The 21,522-nt window shown below is 61.4% G+C and carries 16 protein-coding genes; 10 read left to right on the plus strand and 6 right to left on the minus strand.

Features of this window, described 5'->3' with window-relative positions:
* The first annotated feature begins 111 nt into the window (after positions 1–111).
* The gene (gene folD / locus HFO71_RS08480; RefSeq protein ID WP_077977647.1) at positions 112–1,011 is read left to right on the plus strand and encodes a bifunctional methylenetetrahydrofolate dehydrogenase/methenyltetrahydrofolate cyclohydrolase FolD; all 900 of its coding nucleotides are present in this window, start codon (positions 112–114) and stop codon (positions 1,009–1,011) included.
* Positions 1,012–1,057: 46 nt separating this feature from the next.
* Here folD and HFO71_RS08485 read toward each other — a convergent pair whose 3' ends face one another.
* On the minus strand, positions 1,058–2,083 hold the full coding sequence (locus HFO71_RS08485; RefSeq protein ID WP_077977648.1) for a LacI family DNA-binding transcriptional regulator: 1,026 nt from the start codon (positions 2,081–2,083) through the stop codon (positions 1,058–1,060).
* Between the two features lie 309 nt (positions 2,084–2,392).
* Here HFO71_RS08485 and HFO71_RS08490 point away from each other — a divergent pair, with 309 nt between their 5' ends.
* The 6 genes from HFO71_RS08490 to HFO71_RS08515 all read left to right on the plus strand — a co-directional run bounded on the left by HFO71_RS08490 (position 2,393) and on the right by HFO71_RS08515 (position 9,447).
* Positions 2,393–3,754 carry an ABC transporter substrate-binding protein gene (locus HFO71_RS08490; RefSeq protein ID WP_011650499.1) on the plus strand — a complete coding sequence of 454 codons (1,362 nt, stop codon included), beginning with the start codon at positions 2,393–2,395 and terminating at the stop codon, positions 3,752–3,754.
* Between the two features lie 188 nt (positions 3,755–3,942).
* A complete protein-coding gene (locus HFO71_RS08495; RefSeq protein ID WP_025393183.1) occupies positions 3,943–4,956 on the plus strand; it encodes a carbohydrate ABC transporter permease in 1,014 nt (337 codons plus the stop codon).
* A 1-nt stretch (position 4,957) separates the two neighbouring features.
* On the plus strand, positions 4,958–6,121 hold the full coding sequence (locus HFO71_RS08500) for a carbohydrate ABC transporter permease (RefSeq protein WP_168283540.1): 1,164 nt from the start codon (positions 4,958–4,960) through the stop codon (positions 6,119–6,121).
* Between the two features lie 34 nt (positions 6,122–6,155).
* Entirely contained in the window at positions 6,156–7,808 is a 1,653-nt protein-coding gene (gene bglA / locus HFO71_RS08505; protein ID WP_221953984.1) for a beta-galactosidase BglA, read from the plus strand.
* A 20-nt stretch (positions 7,809–7,828) separates the two neighbouring features.
* Positions 7,829–8,917, plus strand: a complete 1,089-nt coding sequence (locus HFO71_RS08510) for an ABC transporter ATP-binding protein (RefSeq protein WP_077977651.1) — start codon at positions 7,829–7,831, stop codon at positions 8,915–8,917.
* Positions 8,918–9,093: 176 nt separating this feature from the next.
* Positions 9,094–9,447, plus strand: a complete 354-nt coding sequence (locus HFO71_RS08515; RefSeq protein ID WP_077977652.1) for a hypothetical protein — start codon at positions 9,094–9,096, stop codon at positions 9,445–9,447.
* 80 nt (positions 9,448–9,527) lie between these two features.
* Here the strand turns inward: HFO71_RS08515 and edd are convergent, their stop codons facing one another.
* The 5 genes from edd to HFO71_RS08540 all read right to left on the minus strand — a co-directional run bounded on the left by edd (position 9,528) and on the right by HFO71_RS08540 (position 16,495).
* Positions 9,528–11,351: a phosphogluconate dehydratase gene (gene edd, locus HFO71_RS08520; protein ID WP_077977653.1), complete on the minus strand. Its 1,824-nt coding sequence runs from the start codon at positions 11,349–11,351 to the stop codon at positions 9,528–9,530.
* A 79-nt stretch (positions 11,352–11,430) separates the two neighbouring features.
* Positions 11,431–12,129: a 6-phosphogluconolactonase gene (pgl, locus tag HFO71_RS08525; RefSeq protein WP_221967626.1), complete on the minus strand. Its 699-nt coding sequence runs from the start codon at positions 12,127–12,129 to the stop codon at positions 11,431–11,433.
* A 10-nt stretch (positions 12,130–12,139) separates the two neighbouring features.
* Positions 12,140–13,615, minus strand: a complete 1,476-nt coding sequence (gene zwf, locus HFO71_RS08530; RefSeq protein WP_221987824.1) for a glucose-6-phosphate dehydrogenase — start codon at positions 13,613–13,615, stop codon at positions 12,140–12,142.
* Between the two features lie 135 nt (positions 13,616–13,750).
* Entirely contained in the window at positions 13,751–15,049 is a 1,299-nt protein-coding gene (locus tag HFO71_RS08535; protein ID WP_221987825.1) for an NAD(P)/FAD-dependent oxidoreductase, read from the minus strand.
* Between the two features lie 9 nt (positions 15,050–15,058).
* Positions 15,059–16,495, minus strand: coding sequence for a glutamine synthetase family protein (locus HFO71_RS08540; protein WP_131642109.1), 1,437 nt, complete (start codon positions 16,493–16,495; stop codon positions 15,059–15,061).
* An 88-nt stretch (positions 16,496–16,583) separates the two neighbouring features.
* Between HFO71_RS08540 and HFO71_RS08545 the strand changes: the two genes are divergently transcribed.
* From HFO71_RS08545 to HFO71_RS08555, 3 genes are all read left to right on the plus strand, one after another.
* Positions 16,584–17,804 (plus strand): BaiN/RdsA family NAD(P)/FAD-dependent oxidoreductase, encoded by a 1,221-nt coding sequence (locus HFO71_RS08545; RefSeq protein WP_168256660.1) that lies wholly within the window; start codon positions 16,584–16,586, stop codon positions 17,802–17,804.
* A 610-nt stretch (positions 17,805–18,414) separates the two neighbouring features.
* Positions 18,415–18,558 carry a hypothetical protein gene (locus HFO71_RS08550; RefSeq protein WP_012756101.1) on the plus strand — a complete coding sequence of 48 codons (144 nt, stop codon included), beginning with the start codon at positions 18,415–18,417 and terminating at the stop codon, positions 18,556–18,558.
* 312 nt (positions 18,559–18,870) lie between these two features.
* Entirely contained in the window at positions 18,871–21,402 is a 2,532-nt protein-coding gene (locus HFO71_RS08555; protein ID WP_221987826.1) for a methyl-accepting chemotaxis protein, read from the plus strand.
* The last annotated feature ends 120 nt before the right edge of the window (positions 21,403–21,522 follow it).

Below are 21,522 nucleotides of genomic sequence, written 5' to 3' on the forward strand. Positions count from 1 at the left end.
TCCTTGCAAGCTTGCTATTGCATTGCCGCTTTCCGACAGGATAGGGCGTTAGCGGGCAATTGACGCTCGCCGAGTATCCATAGATTGACGCGAAACAGGGCGGAGACACGCGTGACGACAGTAATCGACGGAAAGAACGTAGCTGCATCGGTCATTCAGACGGTCAAGAGTGCGACGGCGGCGCTGGAAAGGAGCAGCGGCGTCACCACCGGCCTTGCGGTCGTCATCGTCGGGGACGACCCGGCAAGCCACGCCTATGTCGGCTCCAAGGGCCGCATGGCCAAGGAGTGCGGCTTCAAGTCCGTTCAGCACACGCTGCCGGCGGAAACGAAGCAGGAGGATCTGGCAGCTCTCGTCGCCACCCTCAACGCCGATCCGTCGATCCACGGCATTCTGGTGCAGCTGCCCTTGCCGAAGCCGCTCGACAGCGAGGCGATCATCCAGTCGATCCTGCCGGAAAAGGATGTCGACGGCCTGAGCGTCGTCAATGCCGGCAAGCTCGCCACCGGCGACCTGAAGACCGGACTTGTCTCCTGCACCCCGGCCGGTGCCATGGTCTTCGTCCGCCGCACCCATGGCGAGGATCTCTCCGGCCTCAACGCCGTCGTCATCGGTCGCTCCAACCTGTTCGGCAAGCCGATGGCGCAATTGCTGCTCAACGCCAATGCGACGGTGACGATTGCTCATTCCAGGACCAGGAATCTCGCCGAGGTCTGCCGCAACGCCGATATCCTGGTGGCCGCCGTCGGCCGGCCGGAGATGGTCAGGGCCGATTGGGTGAAGCCCGGTGCGACGGTCATCGACGTCGGCATCAATCGGGTGGCAGCCCCCGAAAGAGGCGAAGGCAAGACCCGGCTCGTCGGCGACGTCGCCTTCGAGGAGGTCTCGGCGGTCGCCGGCACCATCACTCCGGTTCCCGGCGGCGTCGGGCCGATGACCATCGCCATGCTGATGGCCAACACGGTCATCGCCGCCCACCGCACGGCAGGGCAGACGCCGCCGCAGTTTTGATTAGAACATGATGCCGAAAAGTGTGAGCGGTTTTCGGCATCCTGTTCTAGGACTGGGGAACGGGACCGGTCGAGGCCCTGACGATCAGCTCGGTCTTCCAGAGCTCCTGGTCGGGGAAGGGGCCGGCATGCTTCACCGTGCCGATCAGCCGCTGCGCGATACGCAGGCCGGCCGCCCGCAATGAAGAGCGGGTCGTCGTCAGCGGTACGGAAAAGCTTTCCGGTTTCAGCAGCGGCAGCACGTCGTCATGGGCGATCAGTGAGATATCCTCACCGAGCCGCAATCCGGCCTGGTTGACCGCGCGGATCGCGCCGAGCGCCAGCACCGTGCTGGAGCAGAGGATCGCTGTCGGCCGCTCCGGCAATTGCAGGAAATGTTCCATCGCCAGCAGGCCTTGTTCGTCGGTCATCAGCGCGTGGCTCGTGCAACCCTCCTCGAGCGTGAGCCCGCGCTCGGCAAGGGCTGATAGGACGCCGTTCTTCCTGCGGATGGCGAAATCGAGATGCATCGGCCCGTTCATCAGCGCAAAACGCGTATGGCCGAGTTGCAGCAACAGCCGCGTCGCATCGTAGAAGGCACCTTCGTTGTCGATGTCGAGATAGGGATAATCCGGCTCCGAACCGTATGAGCGACCGTGCACGACATAGGGCATGGAGAGCGATTTCAGCATGGCGAGCCGCGGGTCGTGGCCGCGCATATAGGCGACGAACAGGGCATCGACATTGCCGCTGATCGCAAGGCGGCGCAGCGCCGCCACCTCGTCATCCGGGTCGGCCGGCATGATGACGAAGTGGAAATCGTGGCGCACGGCCTCTTCGCCGAGCCCGGCCAGGAATTCACCGAAATGCACGTCGGACTGGTGGCCGGGCGCCGTCGGCATGACGAGACCGATCGAGCCTGCCTTGCCGGTCGCAAGCCGCTGCGCCGCCTTGTTCGGCCTGTATCCGGTTTCCTTGACAGCCTGAAGCACGCGCTCCCGGGTCGCCTCATTGACCTCGGGATAGCCGTTGAGCGCCCGGCTCACCGTCGTCTGAGACAGCCCCAGCAATTCCGATAGCTGTTTGAGATTCACCTGCTATGCTTCCTCCCAGCCCGCCCGTCAGCCGTCTTGAAAAGGCCTGCCGCCTCCCAGTGGCATCCAAAGCGCTTTCAATTATGTATCATCTGGCGCGCTTGACTCAAGAAAAATCGCTCCATATTTCCCGATAGGCGCTGTTGCGCCGCGATATGCCGCGATATCTGGCGTATTCACAACGGGTTTTCGCGAATTAACTTGACTCCATTCCACCGAAAGTGGAATGAGTTTGGTGTCAAAGCGCTTTGAAATTTCTTTTATTAAGGGAATTCGGCGCGGTTGGGATTGTGATGGGAGGTTGATCACATGAAAAAGTCATTTTTGATGGGCGTTGCCGTGGCAGCGCTTTTTGCCGGTGCTGCGTCCGCGGCCGATTTGAAATTTGCCCCGGGACAGGATTCCAAGTTCAACTGGAAGAGCTATGACGAGTTCAAGGCTGCTCATGCCGATCTGAAGGGTCAGCCGCTGACGATCTTCGGGCCGTGGCGCGGTGAGGACGAGGCGTTCTTCATGAGCGTGCTTGCCTATTTCACCGAAGCCACCGGTATCGATGCCAAATACTCCTCTTCCGAAAACTACGAACAGCAGATCGTCATCGACACGCAGGCGGGTTCGCCGCCGAACATTGCCGTTCTGCCGCAGCCCGGCCTCCTGGCCGATCTCGCCAGCAAGGGCTTCCTGACGCCGCTCGGCGATGACAACTCCAAGTGGATCAAGGACAATTACGGCGCCGGCGACAGCTGGGTCGGTTATGGCACCTACAAGGGCAAGGACGGCAAGGAAGCCTTCTACGCCTTCCCCTACAAGGCCGACGTAAAATCGCTGGTCTGGTATGTTCCGGAGAACTTCGAGGAAGCCGGTTACAAGATCCCGACGACCATGGAAGAGCTGCATGCCCTGACCGACCAGATCGTCAAGGACGGCGGCGTTCCCTGGTGCATCGGTCTCGGTTCCGGCGGCGCCACCGGCTGGCCGGCGACCGACTGGGTCGAGGACATCATGCTGCGCATGCAGCCGCCGGAAGCCTATGACAAGTGGACGACCAACGAGCTGAAGTTCACCGATCCGGCCGTCGTTGCCGCGATCGACGAGTTCGGCAAGTTCGCCAAGAACGCCAAATACGTCGATGGCGGCGTCGCAGCCGTGGCTTCGACCGATTTCCGCGACAGCCCGAAGGGCCTCTTTGCGGTTCCGCCGAAGTGCTACATGCACCATCAGGCCTCGTTCATCCCGTCCTTCTTCCCTGAGGGCACGAAGCTCGGCCAGGATGCCGACTTCTTCTACATGCCGACCTTTGCTTCGCATCCCGAACTCGGCAAGCCGGTTCTGGGCGCCGGCACGCTCGTCTCGATCGCCAAGGACTCGAAGGCTGCTCGCGCCTTCATCGACTTCCTGAAAACCCCGATCGCCCATGAGGTCTGGATGGCGCAGTCGAGCTTCCTGACGCCGTATAAGAGCGTCAGCACCGAGGCCTATGCCAACCCGCAGATGAAGAAGGAAGGCGATATCCTGACCTCCGCCACCACCTTCCGCTTCGACGGTTCCGACCTGATGCCGGGCAAGATCGGCGCCGGCGCCTTTTGGACCGGCATGGTCGATTTCGTCGGCGGCAAGTCCGCTGAAGAGGCTGCAGGCGAAATCCAGAGCGCCTGGGACGGCATCAAGTAATCTTTCAAAATTATGCCGCCGGCTTGCCGGCGGCATGGCTTTGCATGACTGGCCGGGCTCGCAAAGAGCCCGGCCATCGCAGGATATATTGTGATTGGGCAATACAAATAAATTGACGATGACCGGCGTTGACCCGTCAGAATAAAAACCGGTCGGAATAAGATCAGGGGAAGCAGGGGAGGGACGAAATGCTGTTGCAGATAGTATCCGCTTTAAGTGTCGTGGTCGTCGCCGTTGTCGCGTGCTCGGCCTATTTCTATTTTTCGAACAAGATCCTGGATCTCGCTCTGCCGGTGAAGGATGGCGACATCCGCGCCGCATCGCGCAATCTCAACCGGCGTGCACTCGTCCGGCCGTGGTTGTTCATCGGCCCGGCGCTCTTCCTGCTCATCGTCTATCTCGTCTATCCCGTCGTTGCGACCTTCATCCTCTCCTTCTACGACCGCGCCGGTCTGCAGTTCGTCGGCCTCGCTAACTACAAATGGGCGCTCGGCGACCGCGAGTTCCGCCAGTCGATCTTCAACAACATTCTCTGGCTCGCCGTCGTGCCGGCTGCCTGCACCTTCTTCGGCCTCGTTATCGCCGTGATGACCGATCGCATCTGGTGGGGCAATATCGCCAAGAGCATCGTCTTCATGCCGATGGCGATCTCCTTCGTCGGCGCCTCGGTCATCTGGAAATTCATTTATGAATATCGCGGCGGCAACGACGTCCAGATCGGCCTGCTGAACGCCATCGTCCAGACCTTCGGCGGCACGCCGGAGGTGTGGATCTCCATTCCCTTCTGGAACAACTTCTTCTTGATGATCATTCTGATCTGGATCCAGACCGGTTTCGCCATGGTCATCCTGTCGGCGGCTCTTCGCGGCATTCCGGAAGAGACGATCGAAGCGGCCGTCATCGACGGCGCCAATGGCTGGCAGATCTTCTGGCGCATCATGGTGCCGCAAGTCTGGGGCAGCATCGCCGTCGTCTGGACGACGATCACCATCCTCGTCCTCAAGGTCTTCGACATCGTGCTGACCATGACCAACGGCCAGTGGCAGACGATGGTGCTGGCGAACCTGATGTTCGACTGGATGTTCCGCGGCGGCGGCGATTCCGGCCGAAGCGCGGTCATCGCCATCATCATCATGCTCGCCGTCACGCCGATCATGGTCTGGAACGTGCGCCGCGCCAATCGCGAACTGAAGGGGCACTGAGATGACCGCTATCGGAAGCTACTTCAAGATCGGCCCCGCCCGGCTCTTCGTTCACGCAGCCGTTCTCTTAATCGTCATCATCTGGCTCATCCCGACGCTCGGCATCTTTGTCAGTGCGCTGCGCGACAAGGACCAGATCGTCGTCTCCGGCTGGTGGACGGCCTTCGTCGGCTCGACGCAGACCGTTGCCGTTCGCTTGGGCACACCGGACCAGCAGCAGCAGGAAGGTGCCGCCTATGTCATTGTCGGCAATGTGCTGGAAGGCCAGACCGGCCGCGAGGTGAAGGCCTTCGGCAACCGCGTGCAGCAGCCGGCCGCCTTCAAGGCCGGTGAGACCGCCGATCTCGGCGACGGTGAAACCCTCCAGATCAACAGCGACGGCAGTTATCGCTATGTGAAGAACGCCGCCTTTTCGCCCGACCAGCGCCCGCGGCGCATCTATGCATCCGTCTCGGCACCGCCGGAATTCACGATGCAGAACTACAACACGGTTCTAAGAGGCGAGGGCATTGGCCAATCCTTCATCAACTCGCTGACCGTGACGATCCCGGCGACGATCATCCCGATCCTGATTGCCGCTTTCGCCGCTTATGCCCTGAGCTGGATGGAGTTTCCCGGCCGCGCGCTGCTGATCGCGCTCGTCGTCGGCCTCATCGTCGTGCCGCTGCAGATGTCCCTGATCCCGCTGCTGCGTCTCTACAACGAGATCGGCAACATGCTCGGCCAGCCGTCGAAGACCTATCCCGGCATCTGGCTGGCTCATACCGCTTTCGGCATGCCGCTCGCCATCTATCTCTTACGGGCCTATATCGCCGGCCTGCCGAAGGAGATCATCGAATCCGCCCGTGTCGACGGCGCGAGCGATTTCGAGATCTTCGTCCGCATCGTATTGCCTCTCTCCTTCCCGGCACTCGCCTCCTTCGCCATCTTCCAGTTCCTATGGGTGTGGAACGACCTGCTCGTCGCCATGGTCTTCCTCGGCACCGACAAGGACCACATCGTGCTGACCGGCAGCCTGAACGCGCTGCTCGGCTCACGCGGCGGCAATTGGGAGATTTTGACGGCGTCAGCCTTCGTCACCATCATCGTGCCGCTGCTCGTTTTCTTTGGGCTTCAGCGTTACCTGGTGCGCGGTCTGCTGGCGGGTTCGGTCAAGGGAGGCTGACCATTCCCGAACGTGACTTCAAACAGGATATTCCATGAACGTGGCTTCCCAATCGATCTCGACCCCTGACAAGGACTGGTGGCGCGGCGCGGTGATCTATCAGATCTATCCGCGCTCCTACCAGGATTCGAACGGTGACGGCATCGGCGACCTGAAGGGCATCACCGCCCGCCTGCCCCATGTGGCAAGCCTTGGCGTCGATGCGATCTGGATCTCGCCTTTCTTCACCTCGCCGATGCGCGATTTCGGTTATGACGTTTCCGATTACGAGAACGTCGATTCGATCTTCGGCACGCTGGTGGATTTCGACACGATGATATCAGAGGCCCATCGCCTCGGCATCCGCGTAATGATCGACCTCGTCATCTCCCACAGCTCGGATCAGCATCCCTGGTTCGTCCAAAGCCGCTCCAGCAAGACCAACGCGAAGGCCGACTGGTATGTCTGGGCGGACGCCAAACCGGACGGCACGCCGCCGAACAACTGGCTGTCGATCTTCGGCGGCTCGGCATGGGCGTGGGATCCGACGCGCATGCAATATTACATGCACAATTTCCTGACCTCGCAGCCGGACATGAACCTGCATAACCCTGAGGTGCAGGACCGTCTGCTCGATGTCGTGCGCTTCTGGCTCAATCGCGGCGTCGACGGCTTCCGCCTCGACACCATCAATTTCTATTTCCATGACACGCAGCTGCGCGACAATCCGGCGCTTGCGCCCGAGCGCCGCAACGCCTCGACGGCGCCGGCGGTCAATCCCTATAATTTTCAGGAGCATATCTACGACAAGAACCGGCCCGAAAACCTTGCCTTCCTGAAGCGTTTTCGCGCCGTTCTCGAGGAGTTCCCGGCGATCGCCGCCGTCGGCGAAGTCGGCGACAGCCAGCGCGGCCTCGAAATCGTTGGCGAATACACCTCCGGCAACGACAAGATGCACATGTGTTATGCCTTCGAGTTCCTGGCACCCGATCCGCTGACGCCGGAGCGGGTCGAGGAGGTGATGCAGGATTTCGAAGCTGCGGCGCCGGATGGCTGGGCCTGCTGGGCCCTCTCCAATCACGACGTCATGCGCCATGTCAGCCGCTGGGGTGGGCTGGTCGCCGATCACGACGCCTTTGCCAAGCTCTATGCCTCTTTGCTGTTGACGCTGCGCGGCTCCGTCTGCCTCTATCAGGGCGAGGAACTGGCGCTGACCGAGGCCGATCTCGCCTATCAGGATCTGCAGGACCCCTATGGCATCCAGTTCTGGCCGGAATTCAAGGGCCGCGACGGCTGCCGCACGCCGATGGTCTGGGACAGCCAGGTCGCCCAGGGCGGCTTCTCGACGGTCAAGCCCTGGTTGCCGGTGCCCGTCGAGCATATCCTGCGTGCCGTCAGCGTTCAGCTGGGCGACGAGACTTCGGTGCTGGAGCACTATCGCCGCTTCATCGCCTTCCGCAAGCTGCACCCGGCTTTTGCCAAGGGCGAGATCGAATTCGAGGAAACACAGGGCGATAGCCTGGTCTTCACCCGTGAATACGGCAATGAGAAGCTGCTCTGCATCTTCAACATGAGCCCGGCCGAGGTCGGCGTCATCTTGCCGGCGGGAGAATGGCAGGCATTGACGGGCCATGGCTTTACCAGCAACAACTATGGCGACAAGATCGATATTCCGGCCTGGGGGGCGTATTTCGCCCGTCTCGCCTAAAGAACGCAGGGGAGAGAGAAATGACTGGACTGACGCTGAAGGATATTCGCAAATCCTACGGTTCCGTGGACGTTCTCCACGGTATCGACCTCGATATCAAGCAGGGCGAATTCATCGTCTTCGTCGGTCCGTCCGGCTGTGGCAAATCCACGCTTCTGCGCATGATCGCCGGTCTTGAGGCGATCACCGGCGGTGAGATGTATATCGATGGCCATCTCGTCAATGACGTGCCGCCCTCCAAGCGCGGCATCGCCATGGTCTTCCAGTCCTATGCGCTCTACCCGCATATGACCGTCTTCGATAACATGGCGTTCGGCATGAAGATCGCCGGCGAAAGCAAGCAGGAAATCGATCGCCGCGTCAAGGCGGCGGCCGAGAGCCTGCAGCTGACCCAATATCTCGGTCGCCTGCCGAAGGCGCTTTCCGGCGGCCAGCGCCAGCGCGTGGCGATCGGCCGCGCCATCTGCCGCGATCCCAAGGTCTTCCTGTTCGACGAGCCGCTCTCCAACCTCGATGCCGCGCTGCGCGTCGCGACCCGCATCGAGATCGCCCGTCTGAACGAACAGATGGCCGATACGACGATGATCTACGTCACCCATGACCAGGTCGAGGCGATGACGCTCGCCGACCGCATCGTCGTACTCTCCGCCGGCAATATCGAGCAGGTCGGTGCGCCGCTGGACCTCTACGAGCGCCCGGCAAACCTCTTTGTTGCGAAATTCATCGGCTCGCCGGCGATGAACATCATCCCCGCGACGATATCAGGGACTGGAAGCCAGACGACGGTGACGCTGACCGGCGGCATGTCGGTGACGCTCGATATCGCGACCGATGCGTCCGAAATGGGCAAGCAGGCAAGCTTCGGCGTTCGTCCGGAGGATCTCGGGGTTGCCGACGGCGCCGACTACCTTTTCGAAGGTGAGGTGTCGATCGTCGAAGCGCTCGGCGAAGTGACGCTGCTTTATATCGAGGGCCTGGTTCCCGGCGAGCCGATCGTCGTCAAACTGCCCGGCATCTATGATGTGAAGAAGGGCCAGAGGATGCGGTTTGCCGCCGACAGGCAGAAGTTGCATCTCTTTGACGCAACCGGTCATACCTACCGGAAATGAGGCGGCCATTTTTGGGGTGATCACCCCAGGAATTGTGCAGGACGGGCCGAATTCTCACTTTCTGTTAAAGATCGGCTGCTACCTTTTCCTCGTCAATTTATGAGGGGGATAAGCACGTGGCCGCTTCCAATCCGTCACAGCCAAAATCTCATTTCCTGAGCAAGGAAGAATCCTTCATGTATGACCGCGAGGCGCGGTTCAAAATGGAGGACACGATGAATGCCGCGCGCATCGAATATACGGAAAAGGGCGTCATGCACGCGGCTTCGCGCCGCTGCGACATTGTCCGGATCTCGATGAGCAGCGCGACACTCGCGATCCTGACCCAGTTCAGCCTACCGAAGCAGTTCTATCTGGATATTCCGGATGCCCGCATCACCAAGGTCGGCTGCCTGCTGATGAAGGTCAACGCCAACAATACGATCGACGTGCGCTTCCTGCGCCTGCTGACGCAGAAGGAGCTGAACAAGATCTTCGTCTACAGCACCCATCCGGCCCACCGTGACTACGTTCTCGACGTCCGGGCCTGAGGGACCATTCGACTGAAATCAAAAACCCACGGGGTGCTGCGCGCGCCCCGTGGGTTTTTGTCTGTCTCCAGTGACCACGCTCAGTGGTGGAAGAGCACGCTCGCACCCTGGTCCGAAGGTCCGACGGCGCGGCGGAACGGTGCGAAGAGCTCGCGGCCCATCCCGAATTCATTGTCGGAAAGATCGACGACGACAGGTTCACGCTCGGCCATGTCGGCCGCATCGACGAGCAGCTCGAGCGTGCCCTTGATCGCGTCGAGGCGAATGATGTCGCCCTCGCGGATGCGGGCGATCGGACCGCCGTCGACCGCTTCCGGCGTGACGTGGATCGCGGCCGGCACCTTGCCGGATGCGCCGGACATGCGCCCGTCGGTGAGCAGCGCTACGCGGAAGCCGCGGTCCTGCAGCACGCCGAGCGGTGGCGTCAGCTTGTGCAGTTCCGGCATGCCGTTCGCCTTTGGGCCCTGGAAGCGCACGACGGCGATGAAATCGCGGTTGAGCTTGCCTTCCTTGAAGGCATCCTGCAGCTCCTGCTGGCTGTGGAAGATGACCGCTGGCGCTTCGATGATGTGACGCTCCGGCTTGACGGCCGATATCTTGATGACCGCCTTGCCGAGATTGCCGCGCAGCATCTTCAACCCGCCATTCGCCTGGAACGGCGTCTCGATGCTGGAGAGCACTTTGGGATCGACGCTTTTTTCCGGCGACGGCTCGCGCAGGACGGCGCCCTTTTCGCCGAGACGGGCGTCGACCGTATAGGCTTGGAGACCTTGACCGAAGACGGTGCGAACGTCGTCATGCACCAGGCCGTGTTTCAACAGTTCCTTGATGAGGAATCCCATGCCGCCGGCCGCCTGGAAATGGTTCACGTCGGCCAGTCCGTTCGGATAGACGCGGGCAAGCAGCGGGACGATTTCCGAAAGCTCGGCAATGTCCTGCCAGGTGAGCTGGATGCCGGCTGCCCGCGCCATGGCGACGAGGTGCAGCGTATGATTGGTCGAGCCGCCGGTCGCATGCAGGCCGACGACGCCGTTGACGACCGAGCGTTCGTCGATCATCTCGCCCGCCGGCGTGAATTCGTTGCCGAGCGCGGTGATCGCCAGCGCCCGCTTGGCAGCTTCGCGCGTCAGCGCTTCGCGCAGCGGCGTGCCGGGATTGATGAAGGAGGAGCCCGGCATGTGGAAGCCCATGATCTCCATCAGCATCTGGTTGGAATTGGCGGTGCCGTAGAAGGTGCAGGTGCCGGGGCCGTGATAGGATTTCGATTCCGCTTCCAGCAGTTCGGCGCGTCCGACCTTGCCCTCGGCGAAGAGCTGGCGCACGCGCGACTTCTCGTCGTTCGGCAGGCCTGTGGTCATCGGGCCGGCCGGAACGAAGATCGACGGCAGGTGCCCGAAGGACAGGGCTGCGATCACCAGGCCTGGCACGATCTTGTCGCAGACGCCGAGGAAGAGGGCGGCATCGAACATATTGTGCGACAGGCCGACGCCCGCAGACATGGCGATCAGATCGCGCGAGAAGAGCGAGAGCTCCATGCCCGGCTGTCCCTGGGTGACGCCGTCGCACATCGCTGGCACGCCGCCGGCCACCTGCGCCACGCCGCCTGCTTCGGCGGCTGCCTCACGGATGATCGCCGGATAGGTCTCGAACGGCTGGTGGGCCGAGAGCATGTCGTTATAGGCGGTGATGATGCCGAGATTGGCGATGCGGTCGCCGGCAAGCGCATCCTTGTCGGCGGGGGAACAGACCGCGAAGCCGTGGGCGAGGTTGGCGCAGCCAAGCACCGAGCGCTGCACGCCCTGCGAGGCGGCCGCGCGCAGGCGTTCGAGATAGCGTTCGCGGGTGGGCTTCGAGCGTTCGACGATGCGATCGGTGATCGCAGAGATGCGTGCATGAGCGGACATGGAAAATCCCTGCCTTGTTCGTTGTCTCTATCTGTTTCGGCGGCTCCGGCCTAGATCTGAATTTCAAATCTACGGCGGATCAGGGAGCCCAGTAGATCTCGACCGGGGAAGTGGCCCGGCGCAGAATGGCGCGGATCGGCATTTCTGCCTCTTCACCGCTGCCTTCCGCCTTGGCGAGAACGTCTTTTTTGCCTTCGCCCTCGATATGGAGAACCAGGAGTGCGGCATCCTCAAGACTGGAGAAGGTGAAGGTCAGGCGCGGCTCGCCGGCCCCTTCCGCTTCCATGGTGATGATGCCGCGCGGCGTCGATGCGTCGAGCGCCTTGGCAAGATTGCTGCCGCCGGGAAAGAACGAGGCGGTGTGGCCGTCGCCACCCATGCCGAGGATGACGATGTCGAAGGGGATGCCGATCTCGGCGCTTTTTGCCGCCGCAAGTCTTGCAGCTTCCTCGACGGAAGGTGCCGGCTGGTAAAGCGGCACGAAGCGCGCCGCCTTTGCCTTGTTTTGAAGCAGATTGGCGTCGACCAGCAGATGGTTCGAGCGCGGATTGTCGGCCGGCACGAAGCGTTCGTCGACAAGCGTGATCGTCACTTTTTCCCAGGCGATGTCGCGCGTCGAAAGCGCCTGGAAGAAGGCCTTCGGTGTGGAGCCGCCGGAAACGGCGATGGACGCCGTTCCGCGGGCGGCGATCGCTGCCGAAAGCGTATCGGCGACCTTATCGGCGAGACTGCCGGCGAGGTCTGCGGCGCTGGCGAAGGAATGCAGGGTCGATGTCATCGATGTTGTCCTAGATTTCGTCATGCCAGGTGCGGCCGTCACGCTCGATCAGCGCGATGGCCTGGCTCGGCCCCCAGGTGCCGGCCGTATAGCCCTGCACCTGCTGGCCGGTCGTTTCCCAACCCTTGAGGATCGGATCCACCCATTTCCACGCGGCTTCGACTTCGTCGCGGCGCATGAACAGCGTCTGGTTGGAACGGATCACGTCCATCAGCAGGCGCTCGTAGGCGTCCGGATTGCGGACGTTGAAGGCCTGGGCGAAGCTCATGTCGAGCGAGACGTTGCGCAGGCGCATGCCGCCCGGACCCGGATCCTTGATCATCAGCGACTGCTTGACGCCCTCATCAGGCTGCAGGCGGATGATCAGCTGGTTGGCGACGATGCGCCCGGCCGCCTGGTCGAAGATCGCGTGCGGGATCGGCTTGAAGGTGATGACGATCTCGGACATGCGCCCGGTCAGGCGTTTGCCGGTTCGTATATAGAAGGGAACGCCGGCCCAGCGCCAGTTGTTGATCTCGGCCTTGATGGCGACGAAGGTCTCGGTGTTCGAGACGCCGCCTTCCAGCTCTTCGAGATAGCCCTTGACCGGGCCGCTGCGCGATGCGCCGGCGCGATACTGGCCGCGGACCGTCGCCTGCTCCACGTTGGAGGCATTGAGCGGCTTCAGCGCGCGCAGCACCTTCAACTTCTCGTCACGTACGGCTTCCGAATCCATCGACGAGGGCACTTCCATCGCCGTCAGGCAGAGCAGCTGCAGGATGTGGTTCTGCACCATATCGCGCAGTGCGCCCGCCGTGTCGTAATAGCCGGCGCGGCCTTCGAGGCCGACCGATTCAGCCACGGTGATCTGCACGTGGTCGATATAGTTGGCGTTCCACAGCGGCTCATAGAGCGCGTTGGCGAAGCGCAGCGCCATCAGGTTCTGCACCGTCTCCTTGCCGAGATAGTGGTCGATGCGGAAGATCTGCTCTTCCTTGAAGGCGCGGCCGATCGTGTCGTTGAGCTGCAGCGCCGAGGCGAGATCGCGGCCGATCGGCTTTTCGACGACGATGCGGGTCGACTTGGTGATCAGCTTATGGTCTGCGATTTTCTGCGAAATATCGCCGAAGATGCCGGGCGCGACCGCGAGATAGAAGGCGCGCACGCGGTCCTTGCCTTCGTCGAGCAGCTTCTTCAGCTGATCCCAGCCGGTATCCGTGCGGGCATCGACCGAGACGTAGTAGAGGCGGGCACAGAACTTCTCCACCTCAGCCTCGTCATATTCGCCCTTCTTCAGGTGTTCCTTCAGCGCATCGCGGGCAAAATTGCGGTATTCCTCGTGGGTCAACGGGCTGCGCGAGGCGCCGATCACGCGGGTCGGTTCGCTGAACTGGCCTTCGATCTGGCGATGATAAAGGGCGGGCAGCAATTTGCGTTCGGCAAGGTCGCCGCTGCCGCCGAAAACGACGTAATCAAAAGGCTCAACGGGAATGATTTGGCTGCTCATGAGCTTGTCTCTCAATCAGGCTTGGTTGACGGCTCTTTTAATCTAATCGATTTAAAAAAGCCAGTGTGCAGTGCAATGAATCTCTCAGGCACCGGTTTTAGAGCGAATTTCCGGAAGATGAAATCCGCAATCGGACTAAAACTTGTCGCGAAGCGCAAACCACGACAAGGCGAGGAAAAGCAACGGCGCCCGCATGCGCGCACCACCGGGAAAGGCTGGAATATCAAGCGATGTGAAGAGGTCGAGATCGCGAGATTTTCCAAGCACCGTTTCCGCGTAGAGCTTGCCACAGTAGTTTGACAGCATGACGCCATGGCCGGAATAACCGCCGATCGAGATGACACCGGGCATGACCTCGCGCACGAAGAGCTGGCGCGGCATGGTGATACCGACGTTGCCGCCCCAGGCATGGGTGATCTCGATGTCCTTGAGGTCCGGGTAGATCTCGGCAATCTGCCGGCGGATGTGCAGAGAAATGTCCCGCGGATTGTCCGAGGTATAGGCCTCGCGTCCGCCGAACAGCAGGCGGCCGTCGCCGAATTTGCGAAAGTAGCGCACGACGAAGCGCGAATCGGCCACGGCCTCGCCTCCGGGCAGCACATCGGGATGCCCGTCAAGCGGCGCCGTGGCGCCGATGAAGGAGCGGATCGGCATGACATGGCTCGCCGTCACCGGTTCGAGGTCACCGATATGACCGTTGCAGGCGATCAGCGCGCGCTCAGCGGTGATCGTTCCCCTTTCGGTTTCGATCGTCACCTTGCCGCCGCTCTGGCGGACCGCCGTTGCCTTGGTCATCTCGAAGATTTCAGCACCGGCATTGGCAGCGACCCGCGCCAGCCCGACCAGCAGCTTCAGCGGATGGATATGGCCGGTGCCGACATCGCGCACGCCGCAATGGAAACGCTTCGAGCCGAGCCTCTCTTGCGTTTCCTCCTCGTCCATGAAGCTGAGATACGGATAACCGTAGCGTAAGGCGGCGATTTCGGCATTTTCGTAGTAGTCGCGTTTGTAGCTCGCCTTGTGGGCGACGTTGAGCTGGCCGGGCACATAGTCGATCTCGATCTGATGCTCGCGGGCGAAATCGATGAGATGGCGCTTGGCCGCTTCGGCAAGATCGAACAGCGCCTTCGAGCGTTCGTAGCCGATCTTCTCCTCGAGTTCTTCCGGCCACCATCGCTGGCCGGTGCCCAGTTGCCCGCCATTGCGCCCGGACGCCCCGTCGCCGAAGCGGCAGGCCTCGATCAGCACCACTGAAACGCCTGCTTTGGCAAGATTATAGGCGGCCTGCAGGCCGGTATAACCGCCGCCGACGATGGCGACGTCGCATGTTCTCGAGCCGTCGAGAGCGGCATAAGTGGGCCGCTCCCCGACCGTTGCCTGATACCAGGACAGCCCGGGCGCGATGGGGCTCTGCCATGTCTCCTGCGATGCCATGATGGTCCCTCACACGTTGAGCAGAAGGAATTCCCGCTCCCAAGGGCTGATCACCTGCATGAAGGTTTCGAACTCGCCGCGCTTGACGCCGGCATAAAGGCCGATGAACTGCTTGCCGAACATCCCCTCGAAGGCGGGTTCGTCCTCGAGCAGCGCCACGGCCTCCAGCAGGCCGCGCGGCAGGTCGATCGAGCCCTCATTGGCCGAATCCTCCGTCGGCGCCGTCGGCTCGATCTCGTTCATGATTCCGAGCAGGCCGGAGGCGAGCGAGGCGGCGAGTGCGAGATAGGGGTTGGCGTCCGAGCTCGGCAGCCGGTTTTCCACGCGCCGCGCCTGCGGATCGGAAACCGGCACGCGGAACGCCGTCGTCCGGTTGTCGTAACCCCAGGCATTGTTGACCGGGCAGGACATATCGGGCTGCAGGCGCCGGTAGGAATTGACGTAGGGTGCAAGCATCGCCATCGCGCTCGGCACGAATTTCTGCATGCCGCCGATGAAATGGAAAAATTCCTTCGAAGCCGATCCGTCGGGATTGGAGAAGATGTTCTTGCCCGTCTCGATATCGACCACCGACTGATGGATATGCATCGCCGAACCCGGCTGGCCCTGCATCGGCTTGGCCATGAAGGTCGCGTAGATGTCGTGTTTCAGCGCCGCCTCGCGGATCGTTCGCTTGAACAGGAACACCTGGTCGGCAAGTTCGATCGGATTGCCGTGGCGCAGGTTGATCTCCATCTGCGCCGGTCCCTCTTCATGGATCAGCGTATCGATCTCCAGCCCCTGCTTCTCCGAGAAATGATAGACGTCGTCGATCAGCTCGTCGAACTCGTTGATGCCGGCGATCGAATAACCCTGGCCGCCGAGGATCGAGCGGCCGGACCGGCCTTTCGGCGGGTGGAGCGGATAGTCGGGATCGTCGTTCTTGGCGACCAGGTAGAATTCGATCTCGGGCGCCACGATCGGCTTCCAGCCGCGCTCATGATAGAGGCTCATGATCCGCTTCAGCACGTTGCGCGGCGTATAGGGGACTTCCCCACCGTCCGAATCGACGATGTCGCAGATCACCTGCGCCGTCGGGTCGGTCTCCCAGGGCACGACGGAAAGCGTCGAAAGGTCGGGCATCAGCTTCAGGTCGCTGTCGCGCGGCTCATAGCGGAAGCTCTCCGTCTCGTCGGGATATTCGCCCGAAATCGTGTGCCGGTAGATTGCCGAAGGCAGCGCCAGCGAGGTGTTGGAGGTGAATTTCGAACTCGGCATCATCTTGCCGCGCGCAACGCCGGCAAGATCAGGCGTGATGCATTCGATGTCTTCGATGCCCCTGTCCCTCAGCCACCGCGCTGCTTCCTTCCAGTTTGCAACACCGCGCAGGGATCCGGGCTCCGGGGGAGTTTTCTTCGAGGCGGGTACGTTTCTGGCAGGCTTCAGCGTCGTCTTTTTTGGGGACATGACACACCGGTTTGCGTTGATCGTGGCGCCATCATAACCAGACTTTGCCAATTGGCGAGGGGTTGAGAACGTTGACTTTCGCCCTTTGATGGAAAAGAAGACGCGGGGTTTGATCGGGGAAACGGGTTTGCAGCGCAAAAGCGACGTTATCGTCATCGGCGCCGGAGCGGCGGGCATGATGGCCGCCATCCGTGCCGGAAAACGCGGCCGCTCGGTCGTCATCCTCGACCATGCCAGGGCGCCTGGCGAGAAGATCCGCATATCAGGCGGCGGCCGCTGCAATTTCACCAATATCCATGCCGGACCGAAGAATTTCCTCTCCGCCAACCCGCATTTCTGCAAGTCGGCGCTTGCCCGTTTCACGCCCGCCGATTTCATCGCCATGGTCGATCGCCACGGCATCGCCTGGCACGAAAAGACGCTCGGCCAGCTTTTCTGCGACGATAGCGCCAAAGACATCATCCGCATGCTGCTGGCGGAGATGCGCACGGCCGGTGCAGTGCTGCATCTCGGCACAGAAATATCAGCCGTCGAAAAGACCGAAGCCGGCTTCCGTGTATCGACGAGCGAAGGTCACTGTGAAGCATCGTCGCTGATCGTCGCCACCGGCGGCAAGTCGATCCCGAAGATGGGCGCCACCGGCGTTGCCTATCGCCTCGCCGAGCAGTTCGGCTTGGCCGTGCTCGAAACCCGACCCGGCCTCGTGCCGCTGACGCTCGATCCCGGCCTGCTGGAAAGCATCGCGCCGCTCGCCGGCATTGCCGCCCCGGCCGAAATCCGCCACGGCAGGACCGCCTTCCGCGAAGCGCTGCTCTTCACCCATCGCGGACTGAGCGGCCCCGCCATCCTGCAGATCTCCTCCTACTGGCGCGAAGGCGACGAGATCGTCATTGCGATCGAACCGGATATCGACGTCGCGGCCCATCTGAAGGCGGCAAAACAGATCAATGGCCGTCAGTCGCCGCAGACGGCACTCGGCGATATCCTGCCGAAGCGGCTGGCACAATTTCTCGTAGAGCGCGAAAAGATCTCTGGCAATATGGCCGACCTGCCCGACAAGGCGCTGCTGCGTCTTGCCGCCGGCGTCCAGAACTGGGCGGTGAAACCGTCCGGCTCGGAGGGCTACCGCACCGCCGAAGTGACGCTTGGCGGCATCGACACGGCAGCGCTCGATTCCCGCAGCATGGAAGCAAAAGCCGTGCCCGGCCTCTATTTCATCGGCGAATGCGTCGACGTCACCGGCTGGCTCGGCGGCTATAATTTTCAGTGGGCCTGGGCTTCCGGTTTTGCCGCGGGCGAATGCGTCTAATGCATGTCCCCCAAAAAGTGCGCAGCGGTTTTGGGATTATTGCATTCGATGACGAATACGACATGAGACGCCCTATGGCAGGAAATCAGATCAATGACCTATGTTGCTCTCAAAATCCCCAAGTTCCTTAGTGTGTTGACAGTGTTGGCAGCAGGGCTCCTCTCTGGCTGCGCCAGAATGCCACCTGGCGCGACAATTTTATTCAAGGGTGAAAAGTTTAAGTACCGGGCTCCCGGTCAAGCCGAGGTGTCTTGCGAATTTGATAATCAACGAAAATTGGCAGTTCGTGACAATGGCCTAACCTCTGAGTTGGTAACGGCTGGGCTTCCCTCCACGGCGTCGTCTTAGTTGAATTCGATGGGCGGCGGTTTAGGCCCGCAGAACATCCCTAAACGATTGTGCGGTCCAAAAGCTGATCACCGCTATTAAGCCACTCCTCAAGACCAGCCCTGTTTTTGAACGGTCACTTAGAAAGCCGATTCAAGACTTCTTAATAGAGGTGCGCCATCCTGTCTCAATTGGCGGTTTGTAAGGTCGTTCCTAAATTAAGCTTTACCGGCAAGCCGATTTGTTGGATTGTTGTTGTGTCACAGAGAAGTGAGGTTTCGCCATGAACAGAAACGCACGACGCGCCCGCGCCATCGCAATTGCCGAGGCAAAGCCGAACGCCCGGATGGTCGCCCTGCGCTATCTGATGCTTGCAGCCGGCGCCACTGCCGCCAGCCTCGCGCTGCTGCTCTCGCACTTCATCTGATCCTGTCCGCAGACCTGGAACGAACGTTGCGACATGCTCATTGTCGCACCGCGGCGTCGCGGCCCATAACTTGTAACTATTTCACGGCCTTGGCTTAACCCGCCATAACCGCTTATCCGAAAATTAATATCTAATCTGACACAATTGCTCGCGAATATTTGGGCATCTCCAAGTTGTTTGGACATGAATTGGCAATGACTGCCGCCTGGCCTCCGGGTTCCCCAATGTAAAATAAGAACAGCTCGATGTGCACCCGGCTGGCGCCATGTGGCCGCCTGCGGGAGGAGTGGTGTATGAAAGGCCCGGAACGCCATGTTGATTGACAAGATTCTTTCCCGCTTCAGGATCAAGACGAAGGTTCTGATCTTCGTTCTGCCTTTCGTCGTCACCATTTCGGCGGTGGGCCTGACCGGCCTCTACGCTTCGGGACTTCTGCAGGGCCGCATGGAAATATCCAACAGCGTGTTGCAGTCGCTGAGCGGCTTCAAAGATCTCTACGGTTCGATGGACGATTTCCTGCGCGTCACCAGCCCTGAGGCGCGCGACAAGCTGATCGCGGATCTGAAGACCCAGCAAGGTGTGCTCGACCAGACGCTGAACCAGGTTGGTGACGAGGCCGCCGGCCGCGACAGCCTTGCGGAGGCATCGCGACGCACCAAGGAGATTTCGGGCGTCGTCGACAAGCTGTGGGCCTTGCACGAGCAGGAGAAGGCATTGCATGAGCAGATCGACGCCGCCCAGAAGAGCGTGATCAGCACTCGTTTCACCGTGTCCTACCAGGCCGAGGAATTGCAGAACACGGTCCAGAGCGATGAGAGTGCCGCCACCGCTACCCTTCGCACCGCTGATCGCCTGCTGAAGGGCGGGGATTTTCTCGGCACCGTCGCCAGCGGCTTCAGCAAGCCGCAGACACCGCAGGACAAGATCGCCTTCATCAACGAACAGATGCCTGAGATCATCAAATCGCAGCGTCTGATCGCCATCTCGGTTCCGACCAATCAGAAGAATGTCGTCGACGCGCTGGCTGCGACCATCGACGGCATCAAGACGATCGCCCAGACGCCCAATCCGACCGACGAGACCGCCACCGAACTCGGCCGTCTCGTTTCGCGCTTCCGCCAGACCGCGACCTATACGCAGTTGACCGCGACGCAGAAAATGCGTGACGCGACGCAGGAATTTGCCGCGCTCGACGGCCGGATTGCCCAGGCCAACTCGGTCCTGCAGGATACGAGGCGTCTCGAAAATTCGGTCTATTCGCTTCAGATCGTTCTTTCCGACTTTCTCGCCGATTCCAGCAAGGAAAATCTCGTGCGGCTGCAGCAGCAGGCCGGCACGCTCGGTAAGGACATGCAGGTGCTGGTCACCAGCGCCAAGGGCATGGGCTTTGCCGAAGGCATATCCGGCGCGATCCAGCCGGCGCTGGACGTCATCTCCGGCGGCGGTTCGAAGATCGTCGACACGATCGGCCAGCGCGTCGCGGCCTATGCCGCGGCCCGCCAGGAGCTTGACCAGATCTGGAAAAAGCTGACCGATTTCGCCGAACTGCAGAAGCAGACGGCCGGCACCGAGCGCACCCAGGCAAACAGCATCTCCGTCATGACCACCGGTCTCGGCATCCTGCTGTCCATCCTCGGCGGCATTGCCCTTGTGCTGACGCTGCAGCGCCCGATCAGCCATATTACCGGCGCCATGCGCCGCATCGCCGAAGGGGCACTGGATACCAGCATCTCCGGCGAGCAGCGCCACGATGAAATCGGCGACATGGCCCGCGCGCTCGGCATCTTCAAGGAAAATGCCATCTCGAAGATCCGCATCGAGGAGCAGAGCGACGAGGAACGCGCCGCCGCCGAACACGAGCGCCAGCGCAACGACGCCGAAAAGCGCGAGATGGATCGTCAGATCGAATTCGCGGTCAATGCGCTTGCCGCCGGCCTCGAACGCATGTCGCAGGGCGATATCTCGACGACGATCGAAACGCCGTTCATCGGCCGTCTCGAACAACTGCGCCAGGATTTTAACGGTTCGATGATGCGCCTGCAGGCGACGATGAGCCAGATCCGCGACAATGTCGAACTGATCCAGGGCAACGGCAACCAGATGGCCCAGTCGGCCGAGGACCTCTCCAAGCGCACCGAACAGCAGGCTGCCTCGCTCGAAGAGACCGCGGCCGCCGTCGACCAGATCACCGTCACGGTCCGCTCGTCGGCCGAACGCGCTAAGGATGCCGATCAGATCGTCCGCCAGGCCAAGCGCAGCGCCGACGATTCCGCCGTCGTCGTCAGCAATGCGATCGACGCGATGACCCGCATCGAAGGTGCTTCGCGCCAGATCGAGCAGATTATCGGCGTCATCGACGAGATCGCCTTCCAGACCAACCTCCTGGCGCTCAACGCCGGCATCGAGGCAGCGCGCGCCGGTGAAGCCGGCAAGGGCTTTGCGGTGGTCGCGATGGAAGTCCGCGAACTGGCTCAGCGCTCCGCAGCCGCGGCGCAGGAGATCAAGGGGCTGATCAACAAGTCGACCAACGAGGTCAATTCAGGCTCGCAATTCGTGCAGGAGACCGGCACGGTGCTCGCCAAGATCAGCGCCCAGATCGTCACGATCAGCCAGCATGTCGAGATGATCGCCCGCGCTAGCCACGACCAGTCCAACGCGCTGCAAAGCGTCAACGCGACAGTCAACCAGATGGACCAGATGACGCAGCAGAACGCCGCCATGGTGGAGGAGACGACTGCCGCCAGCCGCGAACTGGCCGACGAGGCCGATTCGCTGCGCAGGCTCATCCAGCAGTTCAAGATCGACGGCGAAGCCACCGGTGCGCCGATCTATCGCGCCGCCTGATCATCGACCGACCCGTCTTATTCGAACGGCCCCGGACTTTCCGGGGCCGTTTCTATCTATTTCGCAGAAATCGCGATCGGTCGGATTGCGAGCGCGGCGATCACGCAGAGATGATCCGTC

Source organism: Rhizobium laguerreae (genome assembly GCF_019778565.1).
In the GTDB taxonomy this organism is placed as follows: domain Bacteria; phylum Pseudomonadota; class Alphaproteobacteria; order Rhizobiales; family Rhizobiaceae; genus Rhizobium; species Rhizobium laguerreae.

Excerpts from the sequence above, each read along its gene's own strand:
- HFO71_RS08490 (WP_011650499.1), top strand. The coding sequence starts at position 2,393 with ATGAAAAAGTCATTTTTGATGGGCGTTGCCGTGGCAGCGCTTTTTGCC.
- HFO71_RS08495 (WP_025393183.1), top strand. The coding sequence starts at position 3,943 with ATGCTGTTGCAGATAGTATCCGCTTTAAGTGTCGTGGTCGTCGCCGTT.
- HFO71_RS08500 (WP_168283540.1), top strand. The coding sequence starts at position 4,958 with ATGACCGCTATCGGAAGCTACTTCAAGATCGGCCCCGCCCGGCTCTTC.
- bglA (WP_221953984.1), top strand. The coding sequence starts at position 6,156 with ATGAACGTGGCTTCCCAATCGATCTCGACCCCTGACAAGGACTGGTGG.
- HFO71_RS08510 (WP_077977651.1), top strand. The coding sequence starts at position 7,829 with ATGACTGGACTGACGCTGAAGGATATTCGCAAATCCTACGGTTCCGTG.
- HFO71_RS08515 (WP_077977652.1), top strand. The coding sequence starts at position 9,094 with ATGTATGACCGCGAGGCGCGGTTCAAAATGGAGGACACGATGAATGCC.
- edd (WP_077977653.1), bottom strand. The coding sequence starts at position 11,351 with ATGTCCGCTCATGCACGCATCTCTGCGATCACCGATCGCATCGTCGAA.
- pgl (WP_221967626.1), bottom strand. The coding sequence starts at position 12,129 with ATGACATCGACCCTGCATTCCTTCGCCAGCGCCGCAGACCTCGCCGGC.
- zwf (WP_221987824.1), bottom strand. The coding sequence starts at position 13,615 with ATGAGCAGCCAAATCATTCCCGTTGAGCCTTTTGATTACGTCGTTTTC.
- HFO71_RS08535 (WP_221987825.1), bottom strand. The coding sequence starts at position 15,049 with ATGGCATCGCAGGAGACATGGCAGAGCCCCATCGCGCCCGGGCTGTCC.
- HFO71_RS08540 (WP_131642109.1), bottom strand. The coding sequence starts at position 16,495 with ATGTCCCCAAAAAAGACGACGCTGAAGCCTGCCAGAAACGTACCCGCC.
- HFO71_RS08545 (WP_168256660.1), top strand. The coding sequence starts at position 16,584 with ATGGAAAAGAAGACGCGGGGTTTGATCGGGGAAACGGGTTTGCAGCGC.
- HFO71_RS08550 (WP_012756101.1), top strand. The coding sequence starts at position 18,415 with ATGAACAGAAACGCACGACGCGCCCGCGCCATCGCAATTGCCGAGGCA.
- HFO71_RS08555 (WP_221987826.1), top strand. The coding sequence starts at position 18,871 with ATGTTGATTGACAAGATTCTTTCCCGCTTCAGGATCAAGACGAAGGTT.